This window comes from Verticiella alkaliphila (assembly GCF_018904615.1).
GTDB classification, from domain to species: domain Bacteria; phylum Pseudomonadota; class Gammaproteobacteria; order Burkholderiales; family Burkholderiaceae_B; genus Verticiella; species Verticiella alkaliphila.
The window spans coordinates 1-25,184 of sequence record NZ_JADCNH010000002.1 but is presented as its reverse complement, the minus strand read 5'-3'; the positions used below and the strand labels follow the sequence as shown (position 1 = coordinate 25,184).

Annotated in this window: 26 protein-coding genes, 2 pseudogenes and 1 riboswitch; of the genes and pseudogenes, 21 read left to right on the top strand and 7 right to left on the bottom strand. The window is 68.8% G+C overall.

Features of this window, described 5'->3' with window-relative positions:
- The first annotated feature begins 121 nt into the window (after window positions 1–121).
- From ahpC to IMZ29_RS22510, 6 genes and pseudogenes are all read left to right on the top strand, one after another.
- On the top strand, window positions 122–685 hold the full coding sequence (gene ahpC, locus IMZ29_RS01720) for an alkyl hydroperoxide reductase subunit C (protein WP_216179692.1): 564 nt from the start codon (window positions 122–124) through the stop codon (window positions 683–685).
- Window positions 686–781: 96 nt separating this feature from the next.
- Window positions 782–2,362 (top strand): alkyl hydroperoxide reductase subunit F, encoded by a 1,581-nt coding sequence (ahpF, locus tag IMZ29_RS01715; RefSeq protein ID WP_216179689.1) that lies wholly within the window; start codon window positions 782–784, stop codon window positions 2,360–2,362.
- A 22-nt stretch (window positions 2,363–2,384) separates the two neighbouring features.
- A complete protein-coding gene (locus IMZ29_RS01710; RefSeq protein WP_443083789.1) occupies window positions 2,385–2,717 on the top strand; it encodes a tetratricopeptide repeat protein in 333 nt (110 codons plus the stop codon).
- 236 nt (window positions 2,718–2,953) lie between these two features.
- Window positions 2,954–3,799 (top strand): motility protein A, encoded by an 846-nt coding sequence (locus IMZ29_RS01705; RefSeq protein ID WP_216180182.1) that lies wholly within the window; start codon window positions 2,954–2,956, stop codon window positions 3,797–3,799.
- A pseudogene (locus tag IMZ29_RS23145) lies at window positions 3,796–4,023 on the top strand (flagellar motor protein MotB); the annotation flags it as partial. The gene IMZ29_RS01705 and the pseudogene IMZ29_RS23145, both read left to right, overlap by 4 nt.
- 679 nt (window positions 4,024–4,702) lie before the next feature.
- Window positions 4,703–5,065 (top strand): OmpA/MotB family protein, encoded by a 363-nt coding sequence (locus IMZ29_RS22510; RefSeq protein WP_371820063.1) that lies wholly within the window; start codon window positions 4,703–4,705, stop codon window positions 5,063–5,065.
- A gap of 75 nt (window positions 5,066–5,140) precedes the next feature.
- Here the strand turns inward: IMZ29_RS22510 and IMZ29_RS01695 are convergent, their stop codons facing one another.
- The 4 genes from IMZ29_RS01695 to ribB all read right to left on the bottom strand — a co-directional run bounded on the left by IMZ29_RS01695 (window position 5,141) and on the right by ribB (window position 7,910).
- Window positions 5,141–5,611, bottom strand: a complete 471-nt coding sequence (locus tag IMZ29_RS01695; RefSeq protein ID WP_216179687.1) for a hypothetical protein — start codon at window positions 5,609–5,611, stop codon at window positions 5,141–5,143.
- A gap of 18 nt (window positions 5,612–5,629) precedes the next feature.
- Window positions 5,630–6,343, bottom strand: a complete 714-nt coding sequence (locus IMZ29_RS01690; protein ID WP_216179685.1) for a TVP38/TMEM64 family protein — start codon at window positions 6,341–6,343, stop codon at window positions 5,630–5,632.
- A gap of 159 nt (window positions 6,344–6,502) precedes the next feature.
- Window positions 6,503–7,144, bottom strand: coding sequence for a hypothetical protein (locus tag IMZ29_RS01685; RefSeq protein ID WP_216179683.1), 642 nt, complete (start codon window positions 7,142–7,144; stop codon window positions 6,503–6,505).
- 82 nt (window positions 7,145–7,226) lie between these two features.
- Entirely contained in the window at window positions 7,227–7,910 is a 684-nt protein-coding gene (gene ribB / locus IMZ29_RS01680) for a 3,4-dihydroxy-2-butanone-4-phosphate synthase (RefSeq protein ID WP_216179681.1), read from the bottom strand.
- Window positions 7,911–8,012: 102 nt separating this feature from the next.
- Window positions 8,013–8,163, bottom strand: a riboswitch (FMN riboswitch).
- A gap of 170 nt (window positions 8,164–8,333) precedes the next feature.
- On the opposite strand from ribB, the gene IMZ29_RS01675 reads away from it, so the two are divergent.
- The 11 genes and pseudogenes from IMZ29_RS01675 to IMZ29_RS23030 all read left to right on the top strand — a co-directional run bounded on the left by IMZ29_RS01675 (window position 8,334) and on the right by IMZ29_RS23030 (window position 18,720).
- Window positions 8,334–10,772, top strand: coding sequence for a penicillin acylase family protein (locus tag IMZ29_RS01675; protein ID WP_216179679.1), 2,439 nt, complete (start codon window positions 8,334–8,336; stop codon window positions 10,770–10,772).
- Between the two features lie 25 nt (window positions 10,773–10,797).
- Window positions 10,798–11,262 carry an azurin gene (gene azu, locus IMZ29_RS01670; protein WP_216179677.1) on the top strand — a complete coding sequence of 155 codons (465 nt, stop codon included), beginning with the start codon at window positions 10,798–10,800 and terminating at the stop codon, window positions 11,260–11,262.
- Between the two features lie 52 nt (window positions 11,263–11,314).
- Window positions 11,315–11,575 (top strand): annotated as a pseudogene (locus tag IMZ29_RS23140) (heavy-metal-associated domain-containing protein); the annotation flags it as partial.
- Between the two features lie 139 nt (window positions 11,576–11,714).
- Complete coding sequence (locus tag IMZ29_RS01665) at window positions 11,715–13,574, top strand: heavy metal translocating P-type ATPase (protein ID WP_371820061.1); 1,860 nt, start codon at window positions 11,715–11,717, stop codon at window positions 13,572–13,574.
- A 4-nt stretch (window positions 13,575–13,578) separates the two neighbouring features.
- Window positions 13,579–13,800 (top strand): cbb3-type cytochrome oxidase assembly protein CcoS, encoded by a 222-nt coding sequence (ccoS, locus tag IMZ29_RS01660; protein ID WP_216179674.1) that lies wholly within the window; start codon window positions 13,579–13,581, stop codon window positions 13,798–13,800.
- 123 nt (window positions 13,801–13,923) lie between these two features.
- Complete coding sequence (ccoN, locus tag IMZ29_RS01655) at window positions 13,924–15,378, top strand: cytochrome-c oxidase, cbb3-type subunit I (protein ID WP_216179671.1); 1,455 nt, start codon at window positions 13,924–13,926, stop codon at window positions 15,376–15,378.
- A 49-nt stretch (window positions 15,379–15,427) separates the two neighbouring features.
- Window positions 15,428–16,033 (top strand): cytochrome-c oxidase, cbb3-type subunit II, encoded by a 606-nt coding sequence (gene ccoO / locus IMZ29_RS01650; protein WP_216179668.1) that lies wholly within the window; start codon window positions 15,428–15,430, stop codon window positions 16,031–16,033.
- Between the two features lie 24 nt (window positions 16,034–16,057).
- Window positions 16,058–16,234 carry a cbb3-type cytochrome oxidase subunit 3 gene (locus IMZ29_RS01645; RefSeq protein WP_216179665.1) on the top strand — a complete coding sequence of 59 codons (177 nt, stop codon included), beginning with the start codon at window positions 16,058–16,060 and terminating at the stop codon, window positions 16,232–16,234.
- Complete coding sequence (gene ccoP / locus IMZ29_RS01640; protein WP_216179662.1) at window positions 16,231–17,151, top strand: cytochrome-c oxidase, cbb3-type subunit III; 921 nt, start codon at window positions 16,231–16,233, stop codon at window positions 17,149–17,151. The genes IMZ29_RS01645 and ccoP overlap by 4 nt, the downstream gene beginning before the upstream one ends.
- Window positions 17,152–17,153: 2 nt before the next feature.
- On the top strand, window positions 17,154–18,548 hold the full coding sequence (ccoG, locus tag IMZ29_RS01635; RefSeq protein WP_216179659.1) for a cytochrome c oxidase accessory protein CcoG: 1,395 nt from the start codon (window positions 17,154–17,156) through the stop codon (window positions 18,546–18,548).
- A gap of 43 nt (window positions 18,549–18,591) precedes the next feature.
- On the top strand, window positions 18,592–18,720 hold the full coding sequence (locus tag IMZ29_RS23030) for a hypothetical protein (protein WP_256445142.1): 129 nt from the start codon (window positions 18,592–18,594) through the stop codon (window positions 18,718–18,720).
- Here IMZ29_RS23030 and fnr read toward each other — a convergent pair whose 3' ends face one another.
- Window positions 18,721–19,503: a fumarate/nitrate reduction transcriptional regulator Fnr gene (gene fnr, locus IMZ29_RS01630; RefSeq protein ID WP_216179657.1), complete on the bottom strand. Its 783-nt coding sequence runs from the start codon at window positions 19,501–19,503 to the stop codon at window positions 18,721–18,723.
- Window positions 19,504–19,654: 151 nt separating this feature from the next.
- Between fnr and hemN the strand changes: the two genes are divergently transcribed.
- From hemN to IMZ29_RS01610, 4 genes are all read left to right on the top strand, one after another.
- Window positions 19,655–21,070: an oxygen-independent coproporphyrinogen III oxidase gene (gene hemN / locus IMZ29_RS01625; RefSeq protein ID WP_216179654.1), complete on the top strand. Its 1,416-nt coding sequence runs from the start codon at window positions 19,655–19,657 to the stop codon at window positions 21,068–21,070.
- A 14-nt stretch (window positions 21,071–21,084) separates the two neighbouring features.
- Window positions 21,085–21,828: a sulfite exporter TauE/SafE family protein gene (locus IMZ29_RS01620; protein ID WP_216179651.1), complete on the top strand. Its 744-nt coding sequence runs from the start codon at window positions 21,085–21,087 to the stop codon at window positions 21,826–21,828.
- A 196-nt stretch (window positions 21,829–22,024) separates the two neighbouring features.
- Window positions 22,025–22,246 (top strand): KGG domain-containing protein, encoded by a 222-nt coding sequence (locus IMZ29_RS01615; RefSeq protein WP_216179648.1) that lies wholly within the window; start codon window positions 22,025–22,027, stop codon window positions 22,244–22,246.
- 156 nt (window positions 22,247–22,402) lie between these two features.
- Window positions 22,403–23,683 (top strand): putative Na+/H+ antiporter, encoded by a 1,281-nt coding sequence (locus IMZ29_RS01610; protein ID WP_216179645.1) that lies wholly within the window; start codon window positions 22,403–22,405, stop codon window positions 23,681–23,683.
- Between the two features lie 38 nt (window positions 23,684–23,721).
- Here IMZ29_RS01610 and IMZ29_RS01605 read toward each other — a convergent pair whose 3' ends face one another.
- Together IMZ29_RS01605 and IMZ29_RS01600 are read right to left on the bottom strand one after the other, a co-directional pair.
- On the bottom strand, window positions 23,722–24,507 hold the full coding sequence (locus IMZ29_RS01605) for a ferritin-like domain-containing protein (protein ID WP_253206688.1): 786 nt from the start codon (window positions 24,505–24,507) through the stop codon (window positions 23,722–23,724).
- An 86-nt stretch (window positions 24,508–24,593) separates the two neighbouring features.
- Window positions 24,594–24,992 (bottom strand): YchJ family protein, encoded by a 399-nt coding sequence (locus IMZ29_RS01600; protein ID WP_216179620.1) that lies wholly within the window; start codon window positions 24,990–24,992, stop codon window positions 24,594–24,596.
- Between the last annotated feature and the right edge of the window lie 192 nt (window positions 24,993–25,184).

Genomic DNA, 25,184 nt, shown 5'->3' with positions numbered 1-25,184 from the left:
AATGGTGCATTAGCCGTCATCATGACGGCTTAGCGTGCACTGGCACGTTCAGGCAGCACCGTTCACCGCGCTGTCACGGCCATCCGGACCGGCGGCAGCACCTCAACCTCAAGGAGAGTTCATGTCTTTGGTCAATACCCAAGTCAAGCCGTTCAAGGCCACCGCGTACCACAACGGCAATTTCGTGGAAGTCACCGAAGCCAGCCTGAAGGGCAAGTGGTCGGTGTTCGTGTTCTACCCGGCTGACTTCACCTTCGTCTGCCCGACGGAGCTGGGCGATCTGGCCGACCGTTACGCCGACTTCCAGAAGCTCGGCGCTGAGATCTACGGCATCTCCACCGACACGCACTTCACCCACAAGGCCTGGCACGACACGTCGGACACGATCCGCAAGGTGCAGTACCCGCTCGTGGGCGACCCGACCGCCACGCTGGCCCGCAACTTCGAAGTGCTGATCGAAGAAGAAGGCCTGGCCCTGCGCGGCACCTTCGTGATCAACCCCGAAGGCCAGATCAAGCTGATCGAAGTCAACGACAACGGCATCGGCCGTAACGCCGAAGAGCTGCTGCGCAAGCTGCGCGCTGCCCAGTACATCGCCGCACACCCGAACGAAGTGTGCCCGGCCAAGTGGGAAGAAGGCGCCGAGACGCTCAAGCCCTCGCTGGACCTCGTCGGCAAGATCTAAGGTCTGCCGCGCCGGTGCCTCGCACCGGCCAAGGCCCGGCCCTGGCGGCCGGGCCTGCACTGCCCCGCAATACCCAGAATTCCAGAAAGGATTGCCATGCTCGACGCCAACATCAAGACCCAGCTCGCAGGCTACCTCGACAAGCTCGTCCACCCGATTGCGCTGATCGCCACGCTGGACGGCACCGCGAAGTCGAACGAACTGCGCGCGCTGCTGCACGACATCGCCAGCCTGTCCGAGCGCGTCACTGTGGCCGAGGATGGCGCCGATCCGCGCAAACCATCGTTTGCCATCACCCGCCCCGGGACGGACATCGCCGTCAGCTTTGCCGGCATCCCGATGGGCCATGAATTCACCTCGCTCATCCTGGCGCTGCTGCAGGTGGGCGGGCATCCGCCCAAGGTCGAGGCCGACGTGATCGAACAGATCCGCGCGCTCGAGGGCGATTACCAATTCGAGACCTTCTTTTCGCTGTCCTGCCAGAACTGCCCGGACGTGGTGCAGGCGCTGAATCTGATGGCCGTCATCAATCCGCGCATCCGTCACGTGGCGATCGATGGCGCCCTCTTCCAGGACGAAGTCGAATCGCGCCAGATCATGGCCGTGCCGACCGTGTTCCTGAACGGCGAGGTGTTCGACCAGGGCCGCATGACGATCGCGCAGATCCTGAAAAAGCTCGACACCGGTGCCGGTGCCAAGGCCACCGAGAAGATCAATGCGCGCGCCCCCTACGACCTGCTCGTCGTGGGCGGTGGGCCGGCGGGCGCTGCGGCAGCCATCTACGCCGCGCGCAAGGGCATCCGCACCGGCATCGTGGCCGAGCGCTTCGGCGGCCAGGTGCTCGATACGCTCGCCATCGAGAACTTCATCTCGGTCGAGCACACGGAAGGCCCGAAGCTCGCGGCCGATCTCGAACGCCACGTGCGCAGCTACGGCGTGGACATCATCGACCAGCAGCGTGCCGAGGCCCTGGTGCCCGGCGAGCTGGCCGAGGTGCGCCTGGCCGACGGCGGCGTGCTGCGCGGCAAGGCCATCGTACTGGCCACCGGCGCCCGCTGGCGCGAGATCAACGTGCCCGGCGAACAGCAGTACAAGAACCAGGGCGTGGCCTACTGCCCGCACTGCGATGGCCCCCTCTTCAAGGGCAAGCGCGTGGCGGTGATCGGCGGGGGCAACTCCGGCGTGGAGGCGGCCATCGATCTCGCGGGCATCGTCGAACACGTGACGCTGGTGGAATTCGCTGATGCGCTGCGTGCCGACGCCGTGCTGCAGAACAAGCTGAACAGCCTGCCCAACGTGAAGGTCATCCTGAACGCCAAGACGACCGAGATCACGGGCGACGGGCAGCGCGTGAATGGCCTCGTCTATGAGGACCGCACCACGGGCCAGAGCCATACCGTGGCGCTTGCCGGCGTCTTCGTGCAGATCGGCCTGGTGCCCAACACCCAGTGGTTGAAGGGCACCGTGGATCTCACGCCCTATGGTGAGATCGTCACCGATGCCCGCGGGCAGACCTCGGTGCCGGGCGTCTTTGCCGCAGGGGACGCGACGACCGTGCCCTACAAGCAGATCGTGGTCGCCATGGGTGAAGGCACGAAGTCCGCGCTGAGCGCCTTCGATCACCTCATCCGGACGTCCGCGCCCGTGACGGCGGAAGCCGAGGCGGAGACGGCCTGAACCACACCCGGAGGCGTCTGTCGTGGACCGCATCACCCCGCTTGAGACCATGCTCGCCGCGGGCAAGGACAACAGCCTGCTGCGCTATGGCCTGGGGCAGGCCTACCTGGACGACGGTCAGCCGACGCCCGCCATCACGCACCTGCGCGCCTGCGTCGCCCACGACGCCACCTATTCCGCTGCCTGGAAGCTGCTCGGCAAGGCCTACATGGCCGCCGGCGACACGGCGGCTGCGGCAGACGCCTGGCGCCACGGCATCGCCGCGGCCCAGGGGCGCGGCGACAAGCAGGCGGAAAAGGAAATGACGGTGTTCGTGCGCCGCGCAGAGCGCTCGCCTGGGCCGCACCCGGACTGAGCCGCCTGACCTGCGCTGGGCGCTGTCGGTCTCGGCCTGTCCTCGCGCTTCAGAAACCCGCGCCGGCAGCCTCGCGCCGCCTGCGTGCGCCGGACGTGTTACGGCCCCACGCGATATAACGGCCATTCCACCCGGTTTCTTCACGTTTGACCGGTGCGGGGGCTCACTACAATTCTGGCGGAACCCTTGTCCAGACCGCGCCCCTCGGGCTGCGGACCGCCATGACCAAAGCCCGTCTGAATCCCTCCACCGTCATCGGCATCGTCGCCAGCGTCGCGCTGCTGGCGGCCATCCTGGCCTTTGCCGCCAACGATCCCAGCCTGTATCTGAACTACCCCGGCCTGGCCATCGTCGTCGGCGGCACGCTCGCGGCCACGTTCATCAGCTACCCGCTGCGCGAGGTGCTGCGCATCTTCGCCCTGGTCAAGACGGTGTTCCGCCACGAGCAGGATTCCAGCGCGCATGACATCGAGGACCTCGTGCACATCGCCCAGCTCTGGTCGCGGCACGACGTGCGCAAGGTCGAGCAGGCCCTGGCCGACGTGCGCAACCCATTCCTGCGCACCGGCGTGCAGCTCGTCATCGACAACACCCCCGAGCACGAGATCGCCGAACTGCTCCAGTGGCGCATCGCGCGCCTGCGCGCCCGCGAACAGGCCGAAGCCGAGCTCTTTCGCGTGATGGCAGGCTTTGCCCCGGCTTTCGGCATGCTGGGTACCCTCGTCGGCCTCATCAACCTGCTCTACGTGCTGGGCGACGGCGACATCATCGTGATCGGCCAGCAGATGGCGATTGCGCTCATGACGACGTTCTACGGCATCCTGATCGCCAACCTCGTGTGCAAGCCCATCGCCGTGAAGCTCGAGCGCCGCACTGAGCAACGCGTGCACCTCATGGACATGCTGCTGCAAGGCGTGGGCATGATGGCCGAGAAGCGCAGCCCGGCCTTCATGCGCGAGGCCTTGAACGCGTTTGCGAACGAGGCCGACGACGACGCGCCGCCGACGGCCACGGCCAAGACCCCGCCTGCGGCCGCCCCGGCCCGCGCCACTCCCGCTGGCAGCGCGCCATCCACGCGATGAGCGCCACCCCCACGACCTCGGCGCTGAAGTCGCTGCACCCCGATCTGCGCCGACGCCTGCAGCGGCTCGACAGCCTCGAACGCCAGGCCCAGCAAACGCGCGCCAGCCGCTGGCGCGCGCCGCCGCCCGCCAACCGCGAGAACGACGGCTGGCTCATTTCGTATCTGGACATCGTTACGCTATTGCTGGTGATGCTGGTGGTGTTACTGGCGATCTCTCGCATGCATGGGACGCGCGCAGAGGCGAGCGCGACGCCCAGCCTCGCCGCGCCGCTGGCGGCGCTGACGGCAGATACCCCGTCTACTGAGCATCCCGCCACGACGGGTGCGGGTACGACGGCACTGCCTGCCGTCGCAGCACCGACCTCGAACGATGCGGCGCCCCCAGCCATCACGCCTGAGCCGTCGCAGGCAGCCGAGACGGTCGAGCCCGCCGTCGCGGGTATGACGACGCTCGCAAGTGCGCCTCAATCGACGTCGCCTGACGCCCCACTGATCGCGATGCCGGCCGCAACGACGCCGCACGACCCGACATCGCCTCGCCAGACCCCGTCAGCCGCCCGCACGCAGGCCAGCGACCCGGCTGGCGCTTCAGCGCCGTCCGCCGGCACGCCGGCACCTCCGGCCGCTGCCACCGCGGCGCCCCGCCCGGCGCCCTGCCTTCCCGGCGCTCGCGCTCGTCGAAGATGGCCCCTGGATCGGCACGCGTCTGCGCCTGCCAGACCCGGCACAGCCCAGCCGCTGGTCGCTGCCGGGCTTCGCGACGCTGGCCGAACAGACGCCGCCGCCCGCCGCCGTCGACACCGCGCCGCCAGAGCCCGCGCAGCCCGCACCGCCCTCGGTCGAAGGACTCGGCCTGGGCGAACTGGGCGACGGCATCGACGTCATCGTCAATGCGCAATCCGTGAGCTTTCGCATCAGCAACGAGATTCTCTTCCCGTCCGGACAGGCCGATCTCGCGCTGACTGGCTCCGACGTCCTGGACCGCCTGGCCAACGTGCTGGCGCGCAACCCGTACCCGCTGTCGATCGAAGGTCATACGGACATCATTCCCATCCAGAACGACCGCTTCGCCTCAAACTGGGAACTCGCCACGGCCCGCGCCACGAGCGTCGTGCGCTATCTGTCGCGCCATGGGATCGCGTCCGACCGCATGCGGGCTGTGGGCTATGCCCACACGCGCCCGCTGACGACGAACGACACCCCGCAGGGCCGCTCGACCAACCGCCGGGTGGAACTCATCATGGACATCCCGCCCGCACGCTAGGCCGGCCGTGGGCGCTTGCAAAGGCCGCCGCAGACGGCTCCTGACCCGTGTCGGGCGTGCCGGATGTCGACGTTCCTAGCGCAAGTGCAAGAGGTTGAGCTGCGCGCCGACGCCGCCGTCACCGACCGGATCCAGCGTGAGCAGCACGACGCCGCCGCCACGTGGAGCAAGGAAGGCCGCGTTGCGCCAGGCCGGCGATGCGGGTTCGGCCGCCGGCGTGCGCATCGGGACGAAGCCCAGGGCTCGCAGATAGTCCTGCTGCGCCTGCCACGCCGCCTCGCTCTGCCCGGGCGCCAGCAGCATCGTCAGTTCGGACTGCGCCGCCACCCGTGTCGTGCCCAGCGATCCCGCGTAGAGCGGCGGCGCCGCCGCACCCGCCACGGGGGCGTCGCGCACCAGCGCGGAGATCCCCAGGTAATACGTGGGCCAGCCTGGCCGGGTGACGTAGCGATCAGGCCACAGCAAGGCGAGCGCCGTGGCCAACGCCGTGCCGGCCAGGGCCGCCAGGACAATGACGACAATCGTGAGAACGGGCGTGACGCGCATGGGTGGGGGTATCCGCCGTCAGTCGTCATCCCGCCGCGCCGCACGGCGACGCAAGGCACGCCGGACGACGACACCCAACAGCACCAGCACCACGGCGGCGATGGCGAGCTTGCCCAGGGCGTCCATATCGGAGGTCTCGGCCGCCTGCGCGAGCTGATCGACGAAGACCACCTTGATCAGAATGCCCGGCAACATGCCCAGCATCGTCCCCAGCATGTAATCGCGCAGACGAATGGCCGAGGCGCCCGCCACCAGATTGACCACGACAAACGGCGCCACGGGCACCAGCCGCACAGCCAGCACGGCCCGCACGCCTTTGCTCGCCACCTTGCGACTGAGCGCATCCACGCGCGCGCCGGCAATCCGGCGCAGATTGCGGCCGCCCACGAGAGAGCCGACGAGAAATGAAAGATAGGCCGCCAGCATGGAGCCGACGAAGGCATAGGCCAGCCCCGGCCAGGCACCAAAGATGGCGCCAGTCGCCGCCACCGTGACAGTAAGGGGCACCAGGAGGAAGGGCCCGATCACATAGACCGCGATCACGATCAGGGGCGCGAACGGCATGTCTTCCAGGGCGTCCGCGGCCGCAACGAAGTCGTCCACCGTGAGATGGTCACGCAGGGGCGTCAACAGCCAGATACCCGCCACGACGGCAGCCAGCACCAGCGCCGCGACGAGCGGCAGCAGCCAGGGTCGAGCAGGGGAACGGCCAGGACTCAGATCAACGGCCATGCAGGGGAGACAACGAACGGGGGTGGACCAACGGCGTGCGAAGCACGCAATCAGCAGGCCCCGGGCAACTCAGCAATTGCCGGGCCAAGCCACCGGCCGCGAACGGGGGAGCCCCGACGCCCGGCGGCCGAGGCAGCGCCCGGCGTGCCCGTCCAATCGTCAATGCCGGGTGCGCGAGCCGCCCCGCACGGAGTGAGAGCCATTCCCCGGCGCGTCGTGCCCGTGGTCGTGGTCATGTCCGCCGCAGGTGCCGTGATCGTGCGAGTGGTCGTGATGGTGCGAATGGTCGTGCGGCGGGGTGGCGTCCTTGGCCTGCGCATCGCGCAGGAACGCCATGGCGGCGTCTTCGTCGTCCTCGTCGTCTTCCGGAAATCCGTCGACGCCCGCGGATTCGTCCGCATCGACCTGGAACGGCAACAGTTCGCCCAGATCATCCGACCAAGCCTCGACCTGGCCGGTGCCATCCAGGCGCACGTAGCGCTCACCGGGCTCGGTCCCGACCTGGATCGCCCAGAGCAGGCGGCAATCGTGCACGTCGTCCGGCGCGGGGGCGAGCCCGCCCGCATTGCCCAGGCGCTGCGCGCCGGCACCGCCCATCTGCCAGACGGCAAAGGATTCGGGATCCTCGTCGTCGTCGCCCTGGATCGCGAGCGGCAGGCCAAAGACGGCCCAGGGCACGCCCTCCGTCTGGCCATGTTCGGCCATGACGGGCTTGCCCCACCAGGCGCTCAGGGCGTCGGCGGTGCGTTCGAGAAGCAGGAGATCATCCGCGCTGAAGGCGGCAGTTTGCGGGGCAGTCATGCCCCGCACCTTACCACGCCGCCCCGCCGCGACAGGCCTGCGCGACAGTCAGTGCGGGCCCGCCAACGCCCGATCGGGCGGCTCAGGCCGCCTCGGCCAGGGCCTGCGTCTGAGCCTGCAAGTGCTCGGCAAGCTCGGCGATGGTGAGCGCCACCAGGCCATGGACGGCCGCATAGCGATCCAGCTGCTCACCGCGCATCATGGTGCCATCGGGATTCATCAGCTCGCACAGCACGCCGGCGGGGGAAAGGCCCGCCAGCCGGGCCAGGTCCACCGAGCCCTCGGTATGGCCGCGCCGCGTCAACACCCCACCTGCCTGGGCACGCAGCGGGAAGACATGACCCGGGCTCACGAGATCCGCCGGCTTCGCGCCAGCTGCGCAGGCGGCGCGGATGGTGGTGACGCGATCGGCGGCGGAGACCCCGGTGCTCACGCCCTCACGGGCTTCGATGGACACGGTGAAAGCCGTGCTGAAACGGCTGCCGTTGCGCTGCGCCATCTGGGGCAGCTCGAGCTGATCCAGCACGTCGCCGGGCAGGCACAGGCAGACGATGCCGCTGCCGTCGCGAATGAGCTGGGCCATGACGGGCACGGTGAGCTTGTCGGCAGCGACGATGAGATCGGCTTCGTTCTCGCGATCGGCATCGTCCAGGACGATCACCGGGCGGCCCAGACGCAGCTGATGCAGGGCACGCGACAGACGCTGCGCGAACGGCGCCGCCGTGAGGACGGGGAAACGGGAATGCGTGGCAGGAGTAAAGGACATGAAACGCTCTCGCAAAAAAATCGTGGCGAAAAACGTTTCAGGGCTAACAGATAGCCTGAGAACGGGCGTGCACGGCCGACGGCCGGGGCAACCCGAGAACTGGCGCATCTTCTCTCATCCGGACTATGACCGTCGGCTCTGGCTTGGCTACCAGATCTGCTGACCCCACACCCATAGGTGCGGGCGCTCGCGGGCTTGCCACCCAAGGTGGACTACCGCCGGTGGGGACTTTCACCCCGCCCTGAAGACGTACGACGGGTGTAGCACATGGCACACCGTCGGCGAGTGTAGCGCAGCCTCCGGCACTTGCCTACCGCCTGGCCGGCAGGCGCGGGGCATCCCGGATAGCCAGTCGAGCCGGAAAGCCCCTACCATGCAGAAGGCAGTGCAAACGTGTGCGCCAAGGCTCGGGAAGGAGGCAGGATGAAGGTGTGGTTCAGACGGGCCTTGTGGGCGCTGGCGTCGGCGCTGGTGGTGTTGGTCGGGATCTCAGGGCTGTATGCGTACAAGGCCCTGCCCACGCTGGATGGCACGGCCCAGGCCCCCGGGCTGCGGGCCGAGACCACGGTGGCGCGCGATGCCGCTGACATCACGCACATCTTCGCGCAGTCGCCGCGCGACGCCTGGTATGCCCTCGGCCGGGTGCACGCCCAGGAGCGCGGCTGGCAGCTCGAGCTGCAGCGACGCACCATGCACGGCGAGCTTTCCGCCGTCCTGGGCGATGCCACCGTGGGCACGGACCGTCTCATGCGCACGCTGGGCATCCTGCGCGCCGCCCGCCGCCAGCTCGAGGGCCTGCCTGCGGACACCCGCGAGGCGCTGCAGGCCTACGCCGACGGCATCAACGACTTCCACGCCCATGCCGGGCAGGCGCTCTCGCCGGAGTTCCTCGTGCTGCGGACCCGGCCCGGCGTCTGGCAGCCCGAGGACAGCGTGGGCTGGGCGCTGATGATGGCGCTGGATCTGGGCGGCAACTGGGGGACGGAATTCGCGCGCCTGGCCGCGGCCCAGGTGCTGGACAACGAACGCCTCTGGCAGCTCTTTCCGCCCTATCCCGGTGAGGCACCGGCCATCACCCTGGATCTGCCGGCGCTGTACCACCGGCTCGGCGTCTTTCGCCCGCTCGCCACCGCCCAGGCTGCGCCCGCTCCCGCCACGGACAGCCTGCGCGCCTGGTCCGACGCCGTCGTCGCACACGCGGGCAACGTCGATGGCCGCGGCAGCAACAACTGGGTGGTGGCCGGATCGCACACCACCACTGGCAAGCCCTTGCTCGCCAACGATCCCCACCTCGGCCTGAACGCGCCCGCCCTGTGGTACTTCGCGCGGCTGCATGCGCCCGGACTGGACGTGATCGGCGCCACCCTGCCCGGCATGCCTTTCGTCGTGCTGGGCCGCACCGCCGGCGCAGCCTGGGCCTTCACCAACACCGGGCCGGATGTGCAGGATCTGTATCTGGAGCAGATCGATCCGCAGGACGCCACCCGCTACCGCACGCCAGAAGGCTGGACCGCCTTCGAGACCCGTACCGAGACGATCGCCGTACGCGGCGGCCCTGACATCACGCACACCGTGCGCACCACGCGCAATGGCCCCGTGCTGAGCGATGCCCAGCCTCAGCATGGCCGTGTGATCGACACGAGCCGCTATGTGCTCGCCCTGCGCTGGAGCGCGCTCGACGACGACAACCAGACCGTGCTCGCGGGCTTTCGCATGAATGCCGCCCAGACCGTGCAGGAACTGATCGATGCCGGCGCCTACCACCACTCGCCCATGCAGAGCGTGCTGATGGCCGACACGGCGGGCGCCGTGGCGTTTCGCGCCTTCGGCAAGGTGCCGCTGCGGGGCCAGGACAACGACATCCGGGGCATCGCCCCTGCCCCCGGCTGGATGGACCGCTACGCCTGGACGGGCTGGCTTCCCTATGCCGACACGCCGCAGAGCACCGTGCCGGATGGCTGGTACGCCACCGCGAATCAGCGGGTGACGCCGCCCGACTATCCCTACTTCATCGGCCAGGACTGGGCGGTGCCGTACCGCCAGGAACGCATCGAATCCCTGCTGGGCGCCACCACGCGACACGACGTGGCGAGCATGCGCGCCATCCAGGCCGACATCGTCTCGCTCGCCACGCGCCGGCTCATGCCCCACCTGCACGAGGCCCGCTCGGATCACCCGCTGGCCGAAGCCGCCCACCAGGAGCTGGCCGGCTTTGACGGCACCATGGGCGCCGATGCCGCCGCGCCGTTGATCTTCGCGGCCTGGGCTGACGAGCTCGCCCGCGGCATGGTGGTGCCGCGGCTGGGCGAGGCGCGCTTCGCGCTCCTGTACGGCCGACGCAACTTTCGCCAGACCGTCGAGCACGCCCTGGAGACCAACGACGCCTGGTGGTGCGCGCCGGCCGGCTGCGCGGCCCACACCGGTGCCGCGCTCACGCGGGCCCTGGAGCGCCTGCAGGCGCGCTACGGCGACGACGTGCACGCCTGGCGCTGGGGCGAGGCGCACGCCGCGCTGAGCACGCATCGCCCCTTCGGCAACGTGGCAGCGCTCGCCCCGCTCTTCGATGTACGCGTGGATGCGGGCGGCGATGGCTACACCATCAACGTCGGCCAGTACAACCTCACGGGGGAGGAGCCCTTCGCCACCCGGCATGCGGCCTCGCTGCGCGCGATCTACGACTTGTCGGACGGCGGACAATCGCGCTTCATCTACCAGACGGGGCAAAGTGGCCTCGTCTTCTCGTCCCGCTACCGCGACATGCGCGAGCCGTGGGCGGCCGTGCAGTATCGCCCGCTGCGCATGCCGGCCGCCCCGGACGACCAGGCCACGGACTGGGCTCATGTGCAACGTCTGACACCCTGATCCCTGGAAGCCCCTCGAGACTGCGATGACGCGCCAACTCGCCTCCCGGATAGGCCTCGCGCTCTGCTTCACCGCGCCGGCGAGCGCCGCGTGGGCAGAGCCCCGTTGCGCCACGGTCCTGGAAGTCGGCGACATGCAGCACTTCGTACAGTCACAGATCCGGATTCCCGCCGATTGCCACGCCTTCTCGGTCACGCTGCGGCATACCGGGGACATGCCCGTGAACGCCATGGGGCACAACTGGGTGCTCACGCGCGAGTCGGACATGGCTGCCGTAACACGGGACGGGGTCGGCGCCGGGCTGGTCAACGGATTCCTGTCCCCGCACGATCCGCGCGTGATCGCCCACACCCGACTCGTGGGCGCACGCCAGGAGACGACCATCAGCTTCAGCACGCTCGAGCTCGCGATCGGCGAGACCTACGTCTTCTTCTGTTCGTTTCCCGGGCATGCACACTCCATGCATGGCCACCTCACGCGCGGGCCCTGACAACGGCCGCCGGGCTTGATGCAGGTCAAGGCGCAAGCCGCCCGCCCGGCCTATGCTCCGGGCCATGATCGCCGAATCTGCGCTGCCTCCCCCGGCCGCTCTTCCCGCCCCAGACGCCTATGCCGCCTTCGATGCCGATGCGCAAGCCAGCGGCCGGGTACGCCTGCTCGCTGAGGGCGAAGCCGAGACGTGGATCGCGGTGGAAGGCATGGTGTGCGCGGCGTGCGCCCAGACGCTGGAAGCCGCGCTCGGCGCCGTGCCGGGCGTGCGCAGCGCACGGGTCACCGTGATGACGCAGCGCGCGCGGGTACGCTGGCGGCTCGACGCGGCACCCCTGTCGGCCCTGTACCGGGCGATCGCGCAGGCCGGCTACGCGCCCTACCCGACCGATTCGGCCGCCTTCGAGGCCGCGCGCCGCAAGCGCCGCGCGGCTCGCGCTCTGGCGCCTGCTCGTGGCCGCCGCCGCGATGATGCAGGTGATGATGTATGCGGCGCCCGAGTACCTCGTGGCACCGGGCGACATCGCCCCGGACCTCCTGCGGCTGCTGCGGTGGGCGCAATGGATGGTCACCCTGCCCGTGATGCTCTTCTGCGCCTGGCCAATCCTGCGCAACGCCGTGCGCAGCCTGCGCGCCCGCCGCGTGGCCATGGACCTGCCGGCCGCGCTGGGCATCGTGCTCGCCTTCGTCGCGAGCAGCGAGGCGACGTTCTCCGGTCAAGGGCACGTGTGGTTCGACTCCGTGACGATGTTCGTGTTCTTCCTGCTGCTGGCCCGCTGGCTGGAAGGCAAGGCGCGCGCTCGCGCCACCGCGCGCCTGGAAACACTCGGGCGCGCGTTGCCCGCCACCGTGAGCCGGCGCACCGCGCGCGGCGACTTCGCCACCGTGCCGGTGGGGCAGCTCGCCGTGGGCGACGTGCTGCGCGTGCCTGCTGGCGAGGCTTTCGCCGCCGATGGCGTGGTGCTCGCCGGCGACACGCAGGCGAGCGAAGCCCTGCTCACCGGCGAGAGCCTGCCCGTGGCCAAGCCGTGCGGCGCGGCCGTGCGCGCCGGCAGCGTGAATCTGCAGAATCCCGTGCTGGTGCGGGTGGAGCGCGTGGGCGCGGATGCCACGCTGGGCCAGATCCGCCAACTCGTCGATCAGGCCGCCGCCGCCCGTCCGGGCTGGATGCGCGCCGCCGACCACTGGGCCACGGCCTTTCTCGTCGGCGTACTGGTGCTCGCCGGGGTGGCTTGGCTGGCTTGGCAGGTCGTGGACCCGACCCGCGCCCTGTCCGTCGCCATTGCTGTGCTCATCGTGACCTGCCCCTGCGCGTTGTCGCTCGCCACGCCCGCCGCCATGCTCTCGGCCACAGCCGCTCTCGCACGCCACGGCATCTGGCTGCGCAGCCCGGACGCGCTCGAACGCCTGGCGCGCGTCGACCACGTCGCCTTCGACAAGACAGGCACGCTCACACGGGGCGAGCCGACGCTCGTGCACGTGGACTGCCTGCGTGCGGGAATCAGCGCAGCCGAGGCGTGCCTGCTCGCGGCGGGATTGGCGCAGTGGTCATCGCACCCGGCCTCACGGGCCATCACCCGGGCAGCACCCAGCGCCGCCAGCGCCGACGACGTGCAGGAAATCGCAGGCTCCGGGCTTCTCGGCACCATCGCGGGGCGCACCTGCCGGCTCGGCAACGCCGCGTTCGCCGCGCCGCTCGGGCCGGATGCCACGCCGCGCGCCGGCACCTGGCTTGCCGATGAGGAAGGCCCCATCGCCCGCTTCGTCATCGACGACCCGCTGCGTGCCGATGCGCCCGGTGCGGTCCATGCCCTGCAGGCGGCCGGCATGACGGTGGCCTTGCTCTCGGGCGATGCCCCCGCCCGCGTGGCGCGCCTGGCGGCGCGCCTGCCCCTGGCCGAAGCCCGGGGCGGCATGACACCGCAAGCCAAGCTGGACCGGGTCAGAGACTGGCAGCGCGCGGGCAGCACGGTCGCCATGGTGGGCGACGGCATCAACGACGGCCCCGCCCTGGCCGGTGCCGACATTTCCGTGACGCTGGGCGAAGCTTCGCAGCTCGCCCAGGCGCAGGCGGCCGTCGTGCTCGCCTCAGGACGCCTGGACGACATCGGCCACGCCCGCGCCATGGCCATCCGTGCCGTTACCGTGATGCGGCAGAACCTCACCTGGGCCATGGGCTACAACGCGGCCTGCGTGCCGCTGGCTGCGCTTGGGTTCATGCCGCCCTGGGCGGCGGGGCTCGGCATGGCGCTGAGCTCGATGCTCGTGATCGGCAACGGCATGCGCCTCATGCGCGACCCCGACGGCGCCTGACACGATGGACATCCTCTATCTGCTCGTGCCGTTGTCGGTGGTGCTCGCGATGATCATCATTGGCATGCTGGCCTGGGCCATGCATCGCGGCCAATTCGATGATCTGGAGCATCAAGGCGAACTCATCTTCGATCCGGACGACGCGAAGACACGAGCCAACGCCCGACGCCAGCAGGCGCGGGCTGACGCCGCCACATCGACGCCGGATCACTTGCCAAGGGCGTGATCCCACCGGCAGCGTGCTCTCGCTGGCACATCTTGACATGGGTCAACACGGCCGGAAGCACATCCGCGCATAGTAGGGTCTCGCGCTCTGCGAACCATTCTACGAATGTACGGAGATTTACCCATGAGCACCCAGGCAGCCCTGCCCACCGACGCGGTCTACCATGACCGTGTGGTGCGGCAGTTCGCCATCACCGCCGTGTTGTGGGGCATCGTCGGCATGGCCGTCGGCGTCTTCATCGCGGCCCAGCTCGCCTGGCCCGAGCTCACCGACGGCATCGCGTGGCTGTCCTACGGCCGCCTGCGCCCGCTGCACACCAACGCCGTCATCTTCGCCTTTGGCGTGAGCGCCCTGATCGGCACGTCCTACTGGGTGGTGCAGCGCACGTCGCACGCACCGCTCTTCGCGCCCCGTCTTGCGGCCTTCACCTTCTGGGGCTGGCAGGCCGTGATCGTGGCCGCCCTCATCACGCTGCCCATGGGCTACACGCAGGGCAAGGAGTACGCCGAGCTCGAGTGGCCGATCGACATCCTGATCACCGTGGTGTGGGTGGCGTACGCCGTGGTGTTCTTCGGCACGATCGCCAAGCGCACGGTGCGCCACATCTACGTGGCCAACTGGTTCTATGGCGCCTTCATCATTGCGGTGGCCCTGCTGCACATCGTGAACAATCTTTCCGTGCCGGCTGGCTGGTTCAAGTCATACTCGGTGTTCTCGGGCGTGCAGGATGCCATGGTGCAGTGGTGGTATGGCCACAACGCCGTGGGCTTCATCCTCACCGCGGGCTTTCTCGGGATGATGTACTACTTCATCCCCAAGCAGGTCGAGCGGCCGATCTGGTCGTATCGCCTGTCCATCGTGCACTTCTGGGCGCTGATCTTCACGTACATGTGGGCGGGCCCGCACCACCTGCACTACACCGCGCTGCCGGACTGGACCCAGTCCATGGGCATGCTCTTCTCGCTCATCCTGCTCGCGCCCTCGTGGGGCGGCATGATCAACGGGGTCATGACGATGAGCGGCGAGTGGCACCGCCTGCGCACCGATCCCGTGCTGCGCTTCATGATCGTCGCGCTCTCGTTCTACGGCATGGCCACCTTCGAAGGCTCGATGATGGCCATCAAGACGGTCAACGCGCTCTCGCACTACACGGATTGGACCGTGGGCCACGTGCATTCGGGCGCCCTGGGCTGGGTGGGTCTCATCACCATGGGCTCGCTCTACTGGCTGATCCCGCGCCTGGTGGGTCGCACCGAAATGCACTCGCGCCCGGCGATCGAGCTGCATTTCTGGCTGTGCACCTTGGGCATCGTGCTCTACGTGGCCGCGATGTGGGTGGCCGGCGTCATGCAGGGCCTCATGTGGCGCGCCATCGAGCCGGACGGCACGCTCACCTACACCTTCGTGGAATCCGTGGCCGCCACGATGCCCTTCTACGTGATCCGACTCGCAGGGGGCGTGCTGTACCTGGCCGGCATGTGCGTGATGGGCTGGAACGTCTGGCGCACCGTGGCACAGGCCCGCGTCGAGCAACGCACCTTCGCCATCCCCGTGCTCGCCCCGTCCGCCCACACCTGACCGACCCGCGGCGGCCTGCGTGCCGCCGCCACTGAAGGAAGCCGCCATCATGGCCTTTTCCCATGAACACATCGAAACCCGCAACTGGCTCATGATCGTGCTGGTGCTGGTGGTCGTCTCCATCGGCGGCCTGATCGAGATCGTGCCGCTGTTCCATCAGCGCTCCACGACGGAACCCGCGCCCGGGGTCGAACCCTACGGCGTGCTGCAGCTCGCCGGGCGCGACGTCTACCTGCGCGAGGGTTGCTACAACTGCCACTCGCAGATGGTGCGCCCCCTGCGCGCCGAGACGCTGCGCTACGGCCCGTATTCCGTGGCGGGCGAATCCATCTACGACCACCCGCACCAGTGGGGCAGCAAGCGTACCGGCCCGGATCTCGCGCGCGTGGGCGGCCGCTACAGCGACGAATGGCATCGCCGTCACCTGATCGCCCCGCGCGACCTGGTGCCGCAATCGAACATGCCGGCCTACCCCTGGCTGGCGACGGCATCGCTCGACGGCGCTGCCACCGCCCAGCGCATGGCGGCCCTGAAGGCCATTGGCGTGCCCTACACCGAGGCGCAGATCGCCGCTGCGCCCGACGCCCTGACGGGCATGACCGAGCTCGACGCCCTCGTCGCCTACCTGCAGGTGCTGGGCATCCAGCGCCGCTGACCGCACCCCCACGAGGCTGCCACCATGTTTGACCTGACATTCCTGCGCGTGCTGTTCACCCTTCTCGCCTTCGCTGCCTTCACGGGCGTGGTGGTCTGGGCCTGGGCCGGCGGCCGCCACGACGGCTTCGCCGACGCCGCCGCGCTGCCGTTCTCGCCCGATGCGGGTGCCGATGCACCCGCACGCGGAGACGCATCATGAGCGACTTCACCCACTTCTTCTGGCCTGCTGTGATCACGGTGGTGAGCCTGGCGGGCATCGCAGCCTGCGCCTGGCTCGCCTGGCGTCACGGCCGCAACCCCGCCTATGCACAGCCCGCCGAAGCCAAGCCCGATACCGGCCACGTCTGGGACGGCGACCTCTACGAGCTGAACAACCCGCCGCCCCGCTGGTGGCTGTGGATGTTCTATCTCACCGTGGTGTTCTCGCTCGGCTACCTCATCTTCTATCCCGGTCTGGGCAACTTCGCCGGCGTGCTCGGATGGACGCAAAGCGGCCAGTACCAGGCCGAGCGCGAGGCGCTCGACGCCCGCGTGGCGCCCCTCTACGCCCGCTTCGACGGCAAGACGCCCGAGGCGCTGGCCCAGGACAGCGAAGCCCTGGCCATCGGCACCAGCCTCTTTCTGAACACGTGTGCGCAATGTCATGGTTCGGACGCCCGCGGTGCCCGCGGCTACCCCAACCTCACGGCAGGCGCCTGGCTGCATGGCGGCACGGCCGATGCCCTGCGCACCACCATCGCCGAGGGACGCCACGGCGTCATGCCGCCCATGGCGGCCGCCGTGGGCACGGCCAGCGACGTGCGCAACGTGGCCGCCTACGTGCAGTCGCTCTCGGGCATGCGCACCGATAGCGTGGCCGCTGCCCGCGGCAAGATCGGGTTCATGAACAACTGCGCGGGCTGCCATGGCGCCGAGGGCAAGGGCAACCCCTTGCTGGGCGCGCCCAACCTCACGGATAGCGTGTGGCTCTACGGCGGCTCGCAGGCCGACATCATCGAGACCATCACCCGCGGGCGCGAAGGCGTCATGCCGGCCCATGCCGGCCGGCTCACCCCCCAGCAAATCGATCTTCTCGTCGCCTACGTGCTCAAGGTGTCGGGCGGCCCGGGACGCTGATCATGGCCAGGACCATCCCCATCGTTCCCGCCAACGCTCAGGGCGACGCCCGGGTCTATGCCCGGTCGGTCAAGGGCTGGTTCGCCGGCTGGCGCTGGGCCCTCGTGGCGTTCACGCAGGCCTTGTTCTACGGCCTGCCCTGGCTGACGTGGAACGGCCGCCAGGCCGTGCTCTTCGATCTGGACGCCCGGCGCTTCCACATTCTGGGCTTCACGTTCACGCCCCAGGACTTCATCCTGCTCACGCTGCTGCTGGCCGTGTGCGCGCTCTCGTTGTTTCTCTTCACCGCCATCGCCGGCCGGCTATGGTGCGGCTATGCCTGTCCGCAGACGGTCTACAGCGAACTCTTCCAATGGATCGAACGGCGCACCGAAGGCGACCGTGCCGCACGCCTGCGCCGCGACCGCGGCCCCCGCAACGCCGACTGGTGGGCGCGCAAGCTCGCCAAGCACGGGCTGTGGCTGATGCTGGCAGCCTGGACAGGGTTCACGTTCGTCGGGTACTTCGTGCCCATCCGCACGCTGGGCGGCGAGCTAATCGCGGGCACGCTCGCCGCGGGCGCCACCTTCTGGATCGGCTTCTACGCGCTCGCCACCTACGGCAATGCGGGCTGGCTGCGCGAGAAGGTCTGCAAGTACATGTGCCCCTATGCGCGGTTCCAGGGCGTGATGTTCGATCGCGACACGCTCACGGTGACCTACGACGTGGCCCGGGGCGAGCCGCGCGGTGCACGCCGGCACAGTGTGAAGCCTGCGCTGGGCCAGGGCGCCTGCGTCGATTGCACGCTATGCGTGCAGGTGTGCCCTACGGGCATCGACATCCGCCAGGGGCTGCAGTACGCGTGCATCGGCTGTGCGGCCTGCATCGACGCCTGCAACGGCATGATGGACCGCGTAGGCCAGGCACGGGGCCTGATCCGCTATGGCACCGAGAGCGGGCTGTCGCTGCGCGATACGCCCCGGGCTTGGCTGGCGCGCCTGTGGCGCGTGCGTGTGCTGTGCTATGCGGCGGTGTTGGGTGTGCTCCTCGCGCTGCTGGCCACGGGGCTTTCCACCCGCACGCCGCTCAAGGCGGACGTGCTGCGCGACCGCGCCGTGCTGTCACGGGTGCTGGACGACGGCGGCATCGAGAACCTCTACCGGCTGCACCTCACGCATGCGGGGGAAGCGCCGCTGAACCTGCGCATCGCGGTGGACGGCCTGGCAGGGATCACGCTGCCTGCCGACGAGGGCCACGCGCGGATCGGCGCCCAGGCCAACGCCACGCTGATCCTGCATGCCCGCCTGCCCGCCGATGCCGACGTGCCCGCCGGCACGCATCCCATCACCTTTCGCATCACCGAGGAACGCCATGACGGCCTCGCCATCGACGCAGCCTCCTCCTTCGTCATCCGCTGAGCTACGCCACCCCTGGTGGCGTAGCGGCTGGATGTGGCTGGTAGTGAGCATCCCTGTCATCACGCTGGCAGCAGCCATCACCACGACTGTCGTGGCGGTGCGCTCGGCCGACCCGCCCGTGGCTGCCACGTCAGGAGAACGGCCGGTCCATATCCGACAGGCCAATGAATGATCAGCGCGCGCCTGCTTCCATCACGTGGCGCAGGCCGTCCGCATCGACGATGCGCACCAGCCGCTGCTGCACGTCGATGTAGCCTTCGTCGGCGAGCCGTGACAGGGTGCGGCTCACCGTCTCGAGCTTCAGGCCGAGATAGCTGCCGATCTCCTCGCGGGTCATGCGCAGCACCACTTCGCGACTGGAGAAGCCGCGCGCCTGCATGCGCTGCACGAGATTGAGCAGGAACGCCGCCAGGCGCTCCTCGGCGCGCATGCTGCCCAGCAAGAGCATCACGCCATGCTCGCGCACGATCTCACGGCTCATGAGCCGATGGAAATGCCGCTGCAGCACGGGCAGCTCCTGCGACACCTCGGCCAGGCGGGCGTAAGGAATCACGCAAACCTCGGCATCTTCGAGCGCCAGAGCATCGCAGGCATGCTGGCCCGTGCCGATGCCATCCAGGCCGACGAGCTCACCGGCGATCTGAAAGCCCGTGACCTGATCGCGTCCGTCCAGCGTATTCACGCGCGTCTTGAAGGTGCCCAGGCGAATCGCGTAGAGCGAGGTGAATTCGTCGCCATGACGGAACAATGCATCGCCCTTCTTCACGGCACGGCGGCTCGCCACGAGCGCGTCCAGGCGGGTCATGTCCTCGGGCGACAGACCCACCGGCAGGCAGAGTTCGCGCAGGTTGCACTGCGAGCACGCGACACGCGCCTGCGCGAGCAACGGCGCCACCGGCGCGTCGGAACACAGATTGGCAGCGCTGGTGCTAGAGGGGGACGACAAAGACGACATGCTGACTCCATGGGTGCCTCGGCCGGCGGCCGGGCTCGGGTGTGGTGCGCCGACCACCGACGCCACCCCGCAGGCAAGGACTGCCGGGCGCAGCACGCGCCGCTTGATCCTGGTCAAGGTGCCCTGCGGAGGCTTGGGGCACAGTGAACGCATGACCGCGCCCCTCTGCCCCCAAGCCCATCCGGCTGCCCCGTCCGTTCCCGCCGAAAGCCTGCTGGCACAATTCGACGGGCCCGGTCCTCGCTACACCTCGTATCCTACCGCAGACCAGTACACCGAGGCCTGGGATGCGCACGCCTATCGCCACGCGCTGGGCTCACGAGGGCTTGGCGGGCCGCTGCGGCCGCTGTCCTTGTACGTGCATATCCCGTTCTGCCGCTCGATCTGCTATTACTGCGCCTGCAACAAGGTCGTCACGCGCGACACCAGCCGCGCGGCGCGCTACCTCAGCGCGCTGCGCCGTGAGGCCGACATGGTGCACGATGCGCTTGCCGCGCCAACGCCGGTGCGCCAGTTGCACCTGGGCGGGGGCACACCCACCTTCCTCGATGACGCCGGGTTGCACACGCTGATCGACCTGCTCGAATCGCGCTTCGCGTTCGCCACGAATGCCGAACGCTCGATCGAAATCGACCCGCGCACCATCGATGCGAACCGTCTGTCTGCGCTGCGGGACATGGGCTTCAATCGCGTGAGCTTCGGCGTGCAGGACTTCGACCGTGCCGTCCAGCAGGCCGTGCATCGGGTGCAACCCGCAGAGCAAGTGTTCGCGCTGGTCGCCGCCGCACGCGAGCTGGGGTTTGCCTCGATCAACGTGGACCTGATCTACGGCCTGCCACGGCAAAGCCCCGCCTCATTCGCGCGCACGCTCGACACCCTGGTTGCGCTGGCGCCGGACCGCATCGCGCTGTATGGCTACGCGCACCTGCCCGAGCGCTTCAAGCCCCAGCGGCGCATCGATACGGCCGACCTGCCGGACGGCCCCGCGCGCGTGCGCATGCTGCACGATGCCATTGCGCGTCTCACCGCATCCGGCTGGGATTACATCGGCATGGATCACTTCGCCAGGCACACCGACAGCCTGGCCGCAGCCCGGCGCGAGGGCCGGCTGCACCGGAACTTCCAGGGCTACACCACCCATCCGGACTGCGATCTGGTGGCGCTGGGCGCCTCTGCGATCAGCCGGATCGGCTCGCACTATGCGCAGAACGTGCGCACGCTGGAGGAGTACTACGACTGCGTCGAGAACGACCGCCTGCCGGTCTTTCGTGGCCACGCGATGAATGCCGATGACCTGCTGCGCCACGCGGTCATCATGGCCATCATGTGCCAGGGCGAGGTGGATTTCGCGGCCATGAGCGAGGATTATCTCGTCGACTTCAGGCGCTACTTCCAGGCCGAACTGGCGCAACTCGCACCGATGGTCGATCAGAATCTGGTGCACCTGCACGAGGGCGGGCTCAGCGTGACGGCCACCGGCTGGTTCGTGGTGCGGGCCATCGCCCGCGTCTTCGACCGCTACGCGCAGCAATCCCACGCGCGCACGCGCTTCTCCCGCATCCTCTAAGCAGAGCGCACACCATGACCGTCGCCCTGGGTCTCATCGGCACGGCTGCCCTCATCGGCCTCACCGGCGGTGTGCATTGCGTGGCGATGTGTGCGTCGCCCTGTGCCCTGGCCGTCCCGCCGCAGGCCACGCTCGCCTTCCAGGCCGGTCGACTCCTTGGCTATGCAGGGCTGGGCGCTGCCGCCGCCCTTGGCGCCGCCGCCTTCAGCGAGATGGCCAGCCTGGCAGTGTGGGTGCGCCCTCTCTGGCTCATGACGCACGTGGGCATGCTGATGCTGGGCGCCTGGATGCTCTTCACGGGGCATCAGCCCCCCGTCTTGCAGGAGGGCCTGCTCTTGCTAGCACGCGGGCTCCCGGGCAGGCGGCCGGTCATGCTCGCGGCCGGCGCGGGCACCGCAACCCTGGAGGGGCCTCGACCTCCCGAGGCGCGGTCCCTGACGCCTGCCCGCCCCTATCGGCGAGCCTTCGTCACAGGCCTGGCGTGGTCCTTGCTGCCGTGTGGATTGCTGTACTCGGTCGTGATGCTGGCCTGGATGGGCGGCAGCGTCGTGAACGGCATGCTCGTCATGGCGGCCTTTGGCACTGTGTCTGGGGTGCAGTTGTGGCTCGGTCAACGCGGCTTCCTCGCGCTGATCTCTCGCCGCGCCGATCGAGCCGCCATGCGGCTTGCCGGGGTGGTGACGCTTTTGGGCGCGGGCTTGCTGCTCGGGTTCGCTGTCTCTGGTCATGCGCCCGATGGTTTCTGTCTGCCTCGATGAACATTTGTTTTTTTCATCCGAGTGGCATGAACATTTCTGATAACGGATGAGTAATCCGTATCGCTTCTTGTAGGGAAACATCGCACGTTTGGCACTTTCTCCCTAGGAGGGTGCCTTGGGCACAGGGGTTGCCTTGACAACCGTGCGTCTCTCGATCGAGAGGCATCGTTCCTTCACGTCATTACAGGAGTACGACATGGCCAATCCCAAGACCGGCTCAGGCCGGGGCTTTGCCTCGATGGATCCGCAACGACAGCGACAAATCGCCAGCCAGGGCGGCCGCGCTGCCCACGCCAGCGGCAACGCGCACCAGTTCACCTCGGCCGAGGCCCGGGCAGCAGGTGCACGCAGCCACGTCAACCGTCAACAAGCGCGCCGCAATGCCGAAGGTGGGCAGACCGGCGGGCAAACGAGCTAAGTGCCTTCGCGCCTCTCCCCGGCGGCGTACAGGCGACCCACGCAATGGCGTCCCCGGGGTTAACCTCTGATCCCTTCATTCGCGTTCACTCCCCCAGCTTTGGCATAATTCGCGGCAGCCCACGTTCCGGCGTGGTATCTCCCTCGCTGCGCGATCATGCCCGCCTTCCTCGAATATCTTGCCACCGCCTTGTTCGCCATTGCGGTGTTACACACGTTCTCTGTCCCGTTCTTCGCCCGCCTCGCCCACCGTGGCGGACCCCATGCCGGAATCTGGCATCTGCTCTCTGAAGTCGAAGTCGTCTTCGGTTTCTGGGCCTTCGTACTGATCGTAGCGATGACGGCCGTGGGAGGGGCCGGCGAGGCCGTGGCCTACATGGACGGCCGCCACTTCACCGAGCCTCTATTCGTGTTTGCCATCATGGTGATCGCCGCGAGTCGACCGATCCTCGAAGCAGTAGGCGGCGCCGTGCGCAGTCTGGCGCGCCTGCTGCCCGTCCAGCGCGAGCTCGCCACCTTCTTCCTCATCCTGTCGTTCGTGCCGCTCACGGGCTCGCTCATCACGGAGCCAGCTGCCATGACGCTTGCCGCGCTCCTGTTGCGAGATGCCTACTTCCAGCGGCAGGAACGGACCGGCTTCAAGTACCTCACGCTTGGCGTGCTGTTCGTGAACGTGTCGATCGGTGGCACGCTCACGGCGTACGCCGCGCCGCCCGTGCTGATGGTGGCCGGCACCTTCGGTTGGGACACGGCGCACCTGTTCATGACCATCGGCTGGCGCGCAGCCGTGGCGGTCGTGATCAACGCGGCCTTGCTCACCTTCGTCTGCCGCAGCGTGCTGCTCGGGGGTGACGTGTGCACGGGACACGGCGTGGATGGCGAAGCCAGCCGCACCAAGCGTCCGGGCGCGGCAATTGTCACCCTGGTGCATATGGGCTTTCTGGTGGCGGTAGTACTGAGTTCTCACCATCCTGCCATCTTCCTTGGCCTCTTGATGCTCTTCATTGGCTACACGCAAGCCTATGCCAAGCACCAGGACCGCCTCATGATCCGTGAAGGGTTGATGGTGGGCTTCTTCCTGGCCGGCCTGGTGGTGCTGGGCGGCATGCAGCAGTGGTGGCTGCAGGATGCGCTGGGCGGGCTGTCGCCCACGGTGCTGTTCTGGGGGGCGACCGCACTCACCGGAATCACGGACAACGCTGCCCTTACCTACCTCGGCTCTCTGGTAGAGGGCTCGAGCGAAGCCTGGCGCTACATGCTGGTGGCCGGTGCGGTGACGGGGGGCGGCCTCACGGTGATCGCCAACGCACCCAACCCGGCGGGCTTCGCCATTCTCAAGCACACCTTTCCGGACGGCACGATTTCGCCTGCGCGCCTGCTTGCAGCGGCCATTGTGCCGACGGCCATTGCGGCCGTCATGTTCCTCTTGCCCGTCTAGACAAGCACTAGCAGGCCCTGCGAGCCAGGGCCTGGGAGTCAGCGGGTGACCTCGGCATCCGCGGCCGCCAGCGCCGCAAGTTCCGCATCGTCGAAGCCGGCAGCCCGGCGGGCCAGCCAGTTGAACGGCCCGCGCAGGCGTGGGGCCAGGTACTGCGTCGAGAGGACAGGGTACGTGGCCACCGGGTCGAGCCCGCGCTGCTCGCACACCCAGCGATACCACCGATTGCCGATCGCCACGTGCCCGATCTCATCACGCAGGATGATCTCCAGGATCGCCGCGCCCGCGGCGTCTCCGGCGCCGGCCAGCTTGTCGCGGATCAGCGGCGAGGCATCGAGCCCCCGCGCTTCCAGCGTGCGCGGCACCAGCGCCAGGCGCGCCAGCAAGTCGTCACGGGTCTTCTCGGCCATGTCCCAGAGCCCGTTGTGGGCCGGGAAATCCCCGTAGGCATGGTCCAGCGTGGCCAGATGCTCGCGCAGCAGCGTGAAGTGATAGGCCTCCTCGCGCGCCACGCCGAGCCAGTCGCGGTAGAACGTCTCGGGCAGATTCGGAAAGCGCCAGATCGCATCGAGGGCGAGATTGATGGCATTGAACTCGATGTGCGCCAGCGCATGCAGCAAGGCGGCGCGCCCGGCTGGCGTGCCTACCGAGCGCTGCTTGACCTTGCCCGCCGGGACGAGCACCGGTGCCGACGGGCGCCCGGGCAACCCGCCGGGGTCGGCGAGCACCGCCTGCGCGTCCACGCTGGCTGCATCGTCGATACGCCCGACGGCAGCGACCTTGTCGTGCCAGTCCGCGCACTGCAGGGCCGCCAGGGCCTGCATACGCAGGCTCCGAGCTTGCGGCAGACAGGCGCCCTCGCCCTCGGGTGAACGAGGCAGGGCCGGTACACCGACGTCGGACCCCTGGCTCATGGCGCGAAGCTGCCGTCGACGTAATACCAGCGGCCGTCCTCGCGGACGAATCGGCTCGTCTCGTGCAGCCGGTTGGCCCTGCCCTGGAGCCGGCTGCGCGCCACGAATTCGACCGTGGCGTGCTCGGCATCCTGGTTGGCGTGCCCCCGCACCTGCAGGCCCAGCCACTTCAGGCCCGGCGGGTTGGGCTCGAGATCGGCCGGGCGCGTGCTGGGGTGCCAGGTCTGCAGCAGATACGGCTGCAGATCCATCACGAAGGCCACATAGCGCGAGCGCATGAGGGATGCGGCATCCGGCGCCTGCAGGTGCAGCGGGCCGGCGTGCCAGCGGCCGCAGCAGGCCGCATAGGCCTTGCCCGTGTCGCACGGGCAGGCAAGGGAAGCGGAAGAAGCCATGGGTCAGTCACCAACGACAAGGCCGGTATTGTCGCTGATCCTGGCTGCGCTACAGTGCAGGTCCGCCACAGGAGATCACGATGCCAGACACCATTCTCATCGCCGGCTGCGGCGATCTGGGCCAGCGCACCGCGGCCCGGCTTGCTGCCCAAGGGCACGCGGTGTGGGGCCTGCGGCGCCGGCCGCCGACCG

Bases quoted from the DNA above. Each gene is read 5' to 3' on its own strand.
- ahpC (WP_216179692.1), top strand. From the start codon at position 122: ATGTCTTTGGTCAATACCCAAGTCAAGCCGTTCAAGGCCACCGCGTAC.
- ahpF (WP_216179689.1), top strand. From the start codon at position 782: ATGCTCGACGCCAACATCAAGACCCAGCTCGCAGGCTACCTCGACAAG.
- IMZ29_RS01695 (WP_216179687.1), bottom strand. From the start codon at position 5,611: ATGCGCGTCACGCCCGTTCTCACGATTGTCGTCATTGTCCTGGCGGCC.
- IMZ29_RS01690 (WP_216179685.1), bottom strand. From the start codon at position 6,343: ATGGCCGTTGATCTGAGTCCTGGCCGTTCCCCTGCTCGACCCTGGCTG.
- IMZ29_RS01685 (WP_216179683.1), bottom strand. From the start codon at position 7,144: ATGACTGCCCCGCAAACTGCCGCCTTCAGCGCGGATGATCTCCTGCTT.
- ribB (WP_216179681.1), bottom strand. From the start codon at position 7,910: ATGTCCTTTACTCCTGCCACGCATTCCCGTTTCCCCGTCCTCACGGCG.
- IMZ29_RS01675 (WP_216179679.1), top strand. From the start codon at position 8,334: ATGAAGGTGTGGTTCAGACGGGCCTTGTGGGCGCTGGCGTCGGCGCTG.
- azu (WP_216179677.1), top strand. From the start codon at position 10,798: ATGACGCGCCAACTCGCCTCCCGGATAGGCCTCGCGCTCTGCTTCACC.
- ccoS (WP_216179674.1), top strand. From the start codon at position 13,579: ATGGACATCCTCTATCTGCTCGTGCCGTTGTCGGTGGTGCTCGCGATG.
- ccoN (WP_216179671.1), top strand. From the start codon at position 13,924: ATGAGCACCCAGGCAGCCCTGCCCACCGACGCGGTCTACCATGACCGT.
- ccoO (WP_216179668.1), top strand. From the start codon at position 15,428: ATGGCCTTTTCCCATGAACACATCGAAACCCGCAACTGGCTCATGATC.
- IMZ29_RS01645 (WP_216179665.1), top strand. From the start codon at position 16,058: ATGTTTGACCTGACATTCCTGCGCGTGCTGTTCACCCTTCTCGCCTTC.
- ccoP (WP_216179662.1), top strand. From the start codon at position 16,231: ATGAGCGACTTCACCCACTTCTTCTGGCCTGCTGTGATCACGGTGGTG.
- ccoG (WP_216179659.1), top strand. From the start codon at position 17,154: ATGGCCAGGACCATCCCCATCGTTCCCGCCAACGCTCAGGGCGACGCC.
- fnr (WP_216179657.1), bottom strand. From the start codon at position 19,503: ATGTCGTCTTTGTCGTCCCCCTCTAGCACCAGCGCTGCCAATCTGTGT.
- hemN (WP_216179654.1), top strand. From the start codon at position 19,655: ATGACCGCGCCCCTCTGCCCCCAAGCCCATCCGGCTGCCCCGTCCGTT.
- IMZ29_RS01620 (WP_216179651.1), top strand. From the start codon at position 21,085: ATGACCGTCGCCCTGGGTCTCATCGGCACGGCTGCCCTCATCGGCCTC.
- IMZ29_RS01615 (WP_216179648.1), top strand. From the start codon at position 22,025: ATGGCCAATCCCAAGACCGGCTCAGGCCGGGGCTTTGCCTCGATGGAT.
- IMZ29_RS01610 (WP_216179645.1), top strand. From the start codon at position 22,403: ATGCCCGCCTTCCTCGAATATCTTGCCACCGCCTTGTTCGCCATTGCG.
- IMZ29_RS01605 (WP_253206688.1), bottom strand. From the start codon at position 24,507: ATGCAGGCCCTGGCGGCCCTGCAGTGCGCGGACTGGCACGACAAGGTC.
- IMZ29_RS01600 (WP_216179620.1), bottom strand. From the start codon at position 24,992: ATGGCTTCTTCCGCTTCCCTTGCCTGCCCGTGCGACACGGGCAAGGCC.